Source organism: Micromonospora sp. MH33, from assembly GCF_003013775.1.
In the GTDB taxonomy this organism is placed as follows: domain Bacteria; phylum Actinomycetota; class Actinomycetes; order Mycobacteriales; family Micromonosporaceae; genus Micromonospora; species Micromonospora fulviviridis.
Genome location: NZ_MUYZ01000354.1, coordinates 1 through 6,316 on the forward strand (window position 1 = coordinate 1; position 6,316 = coordinate 6,316).

Genomic DNA, 6,316 nt, shown 5'->3' on the forward strand with positions numbered 1-6,316 from the left:
GGGCCCCCGCGGGGGTACGCCGGCCCGCCCGGCCCGCGAACGCCCGCCGCGCCCCGCCCCGGGCGAGCGCCCGGCCCGTCCCGCCCCGGGCGAGCGCCCGGCCCGTCCGGCCCTGGGTGAGCGTCCCGCCTCGGGCGCGGGTCGGCCGACCGGTCCGGCCCGGCCGGCGCCGGATGCCGACGCCGAGGAGGGGGAGGGCTGATGCCGACCTGGTTGGAGCTGGTCCTCCGGGTGGCGGCCGTGCTGGTCGCGTTCCTCACCCTGCCGCTGATCGTCGGCCAGGCCGAGCACAAGGTGATGGCCCACATGCAGGGCCGGCTCGGCCCGATGTACGCGGGCGGCTTCCACGGCTGGGCGCAACTGGTCGCCGACGGCATCAAGTTCGTGCAGAAGGAGGACGTCACTCCCCGCGACGCGGACCGGCCGGTGTTCCGGCTGGCCCCCGCGGTGGCCCTGGTGCCCTACCTGCTCGCCCTGCTGGTCATCCCGCTCGGTCCGGGCGACCTGGTGGGGCAGCCGCTGGACATCGGCCTGTTCTTCGTGCTGGCCGTGGTCGGCATCGGGGTGCTGGCGGTGCTGATGTCGGCCTGGGCCTCGGCCAACAAGTACAGCCTCCTCGGCGGGCTGCGCGGGGCGGCCCAGCTGCTCGGCTACGAGCTGCCGCTGGTGCTGGCCGCCGCCTCGGTGGCGATGGCGGCGGGGACGCTCAGCCTGCCCGGCATCGTGGCGGCGTGGCACCCCTGGTGGCTGCTCTGGCAGGCGCCGGCCATGGTGATCTTCTTCGTCGCCGGGCTGGCCGAGATCCGCCGGCCCCCGTTCGACATGCCGGTGGCCGACTCCGAGCTGGTCTTCGGCTACATGACCGAGTACACCGGCCTGCGCTTCGCGTTCTTCCTGCTCGCCGAGTACGTCGGCATCGTGGTGATCGCCGCCCTGACCACGGTGCTGTTCCTGGGCGGCTGGCAGGGCCCGTTCGCCGACGCCCAGCTCGGCTGGCTGTGGACCCTGCTCAAGGTGTTCGCCGTCGCGTTCGTGATCATCTGGCTCCGGGTGAGCTACCCACGGCTGCGCGAGGACCAGCTCCAGCGCCTCTGCTGGCTGGTGCTGGTCCCGCTGGCCCTGGCCCAGCTCGTGCTGACCGCCGCCGTCCGCCTGGCGATGTGAGGGAGGGGCCGCCGCGCGGGTTCAGCCGAGGTCGCGCAGCGGGGTGTGGGCCGGGTCGACGCGTTCCTCGGGCGGAGCCGGCAGCGGCGGGGTGCCGTCGCCGAACGGTCGGCCGCCGAGCTGCTCGCGGCCGTGCGGGGTGAGCCAGTTCGCCAGGTCCGGGCCGAGCGGCACCACCCCGGTCGGGTTGATGTCCCGGTGCACCTCGTAGTAGTGCCGCTTGATGTGGTCGAAGTCGATGGTGTCGCCGAAGCCCGGGGTCTGGAACAGGTCCCGGGCGTACGCCCAGAGCACCGGCATCTCGGTCAGCTTCTGCCGGTTGCACTTGAAGTGGCCGTGGTAGACCGGGTCGAAGCGGACCAGCGTGGTGAACAACCGGACGTCCGCCTCGGTGATCGTGTCGCCGACCAGGTAGCGCTGCCCGGCCAGCCGCTCGCTGAGCCGGTCCAGCCGGTCGAAGAGCCGGTGGTACGCCTTCTCGTACGCCTCCTGGCTGCCGGCGAAGCCGCACCGGTAGACGCCGTTGTTCACGTCGGCGAAGACGGCCGCGTTGACCTCGTCGATCTCGTCGCGCAGCCGCTCCGGGTAGAGCTGCGGCGCGCCCGGCCGGTGGTACGCGGTCCACTCCGTCGACAGGTCCAGGCTCATCTGCGCGTAGTCGTTGGTGACCACCTGCCCGGTCGGCACGTCCACCATCGCCGGCACCGTGATGCCGCGCTCGTAGCCGGGGAAGCGCCGGAAGTAGGCCTCGGCCAGCCGCTCGATGCCGAGCACCGGGTCCCGGCCGCCCGGGTCGAGGTCGAAGGTCCAGCTCCGCTTGTCGTGGGTGGGCCCGGCCACCGCCATCGAGATGGCGTCCTCCAGCCCGAGCAGCCGCCGGACGATGATCAGCCGGTTCGCCCAGGGGCAGGCCCGGCTGACCGCCAGCCGGTACCGGCCCGGCTCCACCGGCCAGCCGCTCGCCCCGTCGGCGGTGATCCGGGTGGCGATGTAGCGCTGGTCCCGGGTGAACTCGCCGCCCGGCTCGACGTACTTGCCGCCGGTCCGGTCGAGGATCTGGTCGCCGTTGCCGCCCACGTCGCCTCCCGAGGATGTCTCGTTCCGGTCCCATCATGGTCGTTCCGGCCGCTCCTGGCAGGCCGAGCGCGAAGGGCGGGGCTAGGCTGCCGCGGTGACCGATGTGGAGGCGGCGGCCCGACGCTTCATCGCGGACGTGTGGAACGCCGGCCGCGAGGAGAGCGCCAACGACCTGATCGCCGAGGACTGCCCGGGGCTGGGCGGGACCGGCCCGGAGGCCACCCTGGCCTGGCACCGGGACCGGCGGGCGTCCTTCCCCGACCTGCGCTACAAGGTGGTCGAGGTGGTCGCCGCCGGTGACCGGGTCGCCGTGCACTGGCGGGCCGCCGGCACCCAGGCCGGGCAGTTCGGCCCGGTGCCGCCGACCGGCCGGGTGGTCAGCTACTCCGGGGCCAGCTTCCTCCGCTTCGACGAGACCGGCCGGATCGTCGACGTGTGGAGCGTCAACGAGCTGTTCCAGGTCCTCCAGCAACTCGGCGTCGAGATGCTCCCGCCCCTGCCGGCCACCGAGGCCTGACCCGACGGGCGGCCCGTCGGCGGGCGATCCGCCGGGTGGTGGTCGCGCGCACCGGGGGCACAGGGCAGGATGGGCGGCATGAGCGAGCGCAGCGGCGTGCCCGGCGAGGGGTTGGTGAAGGGCCTGGCGGTCACGCTGAAGACGATGACCCGCCGCTCGACCACGCAGCAGTACCCGGACGTGGCCCCCGAGCTGCCGCCCCGCTCCCGTGGCGTGATCGCGCTGCTGGAGGAGAACTGCACGGTCTGCATGCTCTGCGCCCGCGAGTGCCCGGACTGGTGCATCTACATCGACTCGCACAAGGAGGAGGTGGCGGTCCCCGGCGCCGCCCGCCCCCGCCAGCGCAACGTGCTCGACAAGTTCGACATCGACTTCTCGCTCTGCATGTACTGCGGCATCTGCATCGAGGTCTGCCCGTTCGACGCGCTCTACTGGACGCCCGAGTTCGAGTACGCCGAGTACGACATCAAGGACCTGCTGCACGACAAGGACCACCTGGGCGAGTGGATGGTCACCGTCCCGCCGCCACCGGCCCACGACCCGCACGGCGACCCCTCGAAGGAGGAGACCACCGCCGCCCGCAAGGCCGCGGCCCCCGCCGCGCGTCCGGCCCCGACCCGGGTACGCCCCGAGCCCGGCGCCGAGCAGGGCGGAGGCGCGCCGTCATGACGGGTGCCGACGTGCTGCTGCTCGCCCTCGGCGCGGTGGCGGTGGGCGCGGGCGCGCTGGTGGTGGCCACCCGGCACCTGGTCCGGGCCGGGCTCTGGCTGGTGGTCTGCCTGGGCGCGCTGGCCGGTGACTACCTGGTGCTCGGCGCCGAGCTGGTGGCCTGGGTGCAGGTACTCATCTACGTCGGCGCGGTGGTGGTGCTGCTGCTCTTCGCGGTGATGCTGACCCGGGCCCCGATCGGTCCCTCCGACGACCTCGACCGGCCCGGCTGGCCGGCCGCGCTGATCGGTGCCGGCAGCGGGCTGGGCCTGGCCGTGCTGCTGGTCGACGCGTTCCGCTGGTCCCGGGTCGGGCCGCCCGCCTCGGGCACCGCCGAGCGCCTCGGCGAGCAGGTGTTCCGCTCCTGGGTGCTGCCCTTCGAGGTGCTCTCGGTGCTGCTGCTCGCCGCGCTGGTCGGCGCGATCGTGCTCTCCCGCCCCGACATCGGCCGCCCCGGCGTGAACCCGGCCGCCGGCCCGGCCCGCCCCGGCCGGCCCGGCGGTCCGGTCGAGCCGGCCCGCCCGGTGGTGGCGGCCGGCGACGAGGGCGGGCGCGCGTGAGACCGGTCATTCCGTACGTCACCGCCGCGCTGCTGTTCGGCCTCGGCGTCTACGGCGTGCTGCGCCGCCGCAACGCCGTCCTCGTGCTGATGGCCGTCGAGCTGATGCTCAACGCGGTCAACCTGATCCTGGTCACCGCCGACACCACGGTCCGCGCCGCGCTGCCGCACTCCGGCCAGGTCTTCGCGCTCTTCGTGATCGTGCTCGCCGCCGCCGAGATCGGCGTCGGGCTGGCCATCGTGCTCCAGCTCTACCGGCTGCGGGCCAGCGTCACGGTGGACGACGTGCCGCTCGCCGAGGCGCCCGCCCCGGCCACCGGGGTCGCCGCCGGCCGGGGCGAGGGGGAGAAGTGACCGGACTGCTCGCGGTGGCCCTGCCCGGCGTACCCCTGCTCGCCGGCCTGCTCGGGCTGCTGCTGCCGCCCTCGCCGCGGGGGGCGACCACGGGGGAGGGCCCGGCGCGGCGGGTGGCGGTCGCGCTCGGCGTGGCCGGCGCGGCGGTCGCGCTGCTGGCGGCGCTGGCGCTGCTGCTCCGGGTGGACGGGCCGGTCGAGGGCGCCACCGACTGGGTCGACCTGGGCGGGCTGCGGGTCACCCTCGGCTACCGGCTGGACGGGGTCGCCGTGCTGGTCGCCGTGGCGGTGGCCGCGGTGGCCCTGGCCGTGCAGGTCTACTCGGTCGGCTACCTGCGGCGTGGCCCGCACGACGACGTCGAGGTGGACCACCGCTACCCGCCCTACGCGGCCCAGATCAGCCTCTTCACGGCCGCGATGCTGACCGTGGTGGTCTCCGGCGACCTGATCCTGCTGCTGGTCGGCTGGGAGGTGATGGGCATCTGCTCCTACCTGCTCATCGCCCACGACCGCCGGCTGCCCGAGGCGCCGGCCGCCGCGGTGAAGGCGTTCCTGGTCACCCGGGTGGGTGACGTCGGCTTCCTGCTCGGCATCGCGCTGCTCGGTGTCGGCGCGGGCAGCTTCCGGATCGCCGACGTGCTGGCGCACGACTACCCGACCGGCACGCTCACCGCGGCCTGCCTGCTGCTGCTCGCCGGGGTGGCCGGCAAGAGCGCGCAGTTCCCGCTGCACACGTGGTTGCCGGACGCGATGGCCGGCCCCACCCCGATCTCCGCGCTGATCCACGCGGCCACCATGGTCGCCGCCGGGGTCTACGCGGTGGCCCGGCTCTTCCCGCTCTTCGCGCACGCCCCGGCCGCCCTCGCCGTACTCGGGGTGATGGCGGCGGTCACCCTGCTGCTCGGCGCGTTCGCGGCCACCGCACAGGACGACATCAAGCGGGTGCTGGCCTGGTCGACGGTCTCCCAGATCGGCTACATGACCGGCGCGCTCGCGGTCGGCGCCCCGGCGGCGGCCCTGTTCCACCTGCTCACCCACGCCGCGTTCAAGGCGCTGCTGTTCCTCGCGGCCGGCGTGGTGATCCACGCCGTCGGCACCACCCTGATGTCCCGGATGGGCGGCCTGCGCACCGCCATGCCGGTGACCTTCTGGTGCATGCTGATCGGCCTCGGCGCGCTTGCCGGGGTGCCGCCGCTGTCCGGCTTCTGGAGCAAGGACGGGGTGCTCGCCGCCGCGCAGGCCGCCGCGCTGGAGGGGGCCGGCCCGGCCCCGGCCTGGGTGGGCTGGCTGGTCTGGCTGGCCGGGCTGCTCGGCGTCGCGGTCACCGCCTGGTACGCGACCCGCCTGCTGCTGCGGACCTTCCTCGGCGCGGCCCGGAGCCCGCTGGCGCACCCGCACGACCCGCCGGCGGTGCTGCGCTGGCCGGTGCTGCTGCTCGCGGTGCCCGCCGCGCTGCTCGGCCTGGCCGCCTTCGCGCCGTGGTTCGCCGACCGGCTGCGGGTGCCGGCCGACGCCTCGGGCGAGGCCGTCGAGCTGGTCCACCTGGCGCCGAACCTGGTCCTGCCGTTCCTGCTGCTGCTGGTCGGCGCGGGCGTGGCCTGGGCGGGCTGGCGCCGCGACCCGGCCGCCGACCCGGCGCGCTTCCTGGGTCCGCTGCGGCCGGTCTTCGCCCGGGCGTTCCGGCTCGACGATGTCCAGCACACCCTCGTCGTACGCCCGACCACCGCCCTGGCCCGGGTCGTGCGGACCGGGGACGAGCTGGGGGTGGACGGCCTCGTGGAGGGGAGCGGCCGGGCCGCGGTCGAGCTGGGCGGCGGGCTGGCCGCACTGCACCGGGCGGCGCTGCCCCGCGCGGCGGCCGGGGTGCTGGCCGGTGCGCTGCTGATCGGCCTCGCGGTCGCCCTGATCGGAGTGGCCTCATGACGTTCGGGCAGTTCC

Annotated in this window: 7 protein-coding genes and 1 pseudogene; 7 read left to right on the plus strand and 1 reads right to left on the minus strand. The window is 75.0% G+C overall.

The features are described from left to right. Positions 1–202 (plus strand): annotated as a pseudogene (locus tag B0E53_RS38805) (hypothetical protein); the annotation flags it as partial. After that, on the plus strand, positions 202–1,164 hold the full coding sequence (gene nuoH, locus B0E53_RS31940) for an NADH-quinone oxidoreductase subunit NuoH (RefSeq protein ID WP_107079377.1): 963 nt from the start codon (positions 202–204) through the stop codon (positions 1,162–1,164). The pseudogene B0E53_RS38805 and the gene nuoH, both read left to right, overlap by 1 nt. A 21-nt stretch (positions 1,165–1,185) precedes the next feature. On the opposite strand, the gene B0E53_RS31945 is transcribed toward nuoH, so the two are convergent. Further along, positions 1,186–2,241, minus strand: coding sequence for a glutathione S-transferase C-terminal domain-containing protein (locus B0E53_RS31945; RefSeq protein ID WP_107079378.1), 1,056 nt, complete (start codon positions 2,239–2,241; stop codon positions 1,186–1,188). Between the two features lie 94 nt (positions 2,242–2,335). On the opposite strand from B0E53_RS31945, the gene B0E53_RS31950 reads away from it, so the two are divergent. From B0E53_RS31950 to B0E53_RS31970, 5 genes are all read left to right on the plus strand, one after another. Then, entirely contained in the window at positions 2,336–2,758 is a 423-nt protein-coding gene (locus B0E53_RS31950) for an ester cyclase (protein WP_107079379.1), read from the plus strand. A gap of 69 nt (positions 2,759–2,827) precedes the next feature. Then, positions 2,828–3,427, plus strand: coding sequence for an NADH-quinone oxidoreductase subunit I (locus B0E53_RS31955; protein WP_107079380.1), 600 nt, complete (start codon positions 2,828–2,830; stop codon positions 3,425–3,427). Then, positions 3,424–4,026: an NADH-quinone oxidoreductase subunit J gene (locus tag B0E53_RS31960; RefSeq protein WP_107079381.1), complete on the plus strand. Its 603-nt coding sequence runs from the start codon at positions 3,424–3,426 to the stop codon at positions 4,024–4,026. Before B0E53_RS31955 ends, B0E53_RS31960 begins: the two co-directional genes overlap by 4 nt. Next, the gene (gene nuoK / locus B0E53_RS31965) at positions 4,023–4,379 is read left to right on the plus strand and encodes an NADH-quinone oxidoreductase subunit NuoK (RefSeq protein ID WP_107079382.1); all 357 of its coding nucleotides are present in this window, start codon (positions 4,023–4,025) and stop codon (positions 4,377–4,379) included. The genes B0E53_RS31960 and nuoK overlap by 4 nt, the downstream gene beginning before the upstream one ends. Then, entirely contained in the window at positions 4,376–6,301 is a 1,926-nt protein-coding gene (locus B0E53_RS31970) for an NADH-quinone oxidoreductase subunit L (protein WP_107079383.1), read from the plus strand. The genes nuoK and B0E53_RS31970 overlap by 4 nt, the downstream gene beginning before the upstream one ends. Positions 6,302–6,316: the final 15 nt, after the last annotated feature.

Excerpts from the sequence above, each read along its gene's own strand:
- nuoH (WP_107079377.1), top strand. The coding sequence starts at position 202 with ATGCCGACCTGGTTGGAGCTGGTCCTCCGGGTGGCGGCCGTGCTGGTC.
- B0E53_RS31955 (WP_107079380.1), top strand. The coding sequence starts at position 2,828 with ATGGGCGGCATGAGCGAGCGCAGCGGCGTGCCCGGCGAGGGGTTGGTG.
- B0E53_RS31960 (WP_107079381.1), top strand. The coding sequence starts at position 3,424 with ATGACGGGTGCCGACGTGCTGCTGCTCGCCCTCGGCGCGGTGGCGGTG.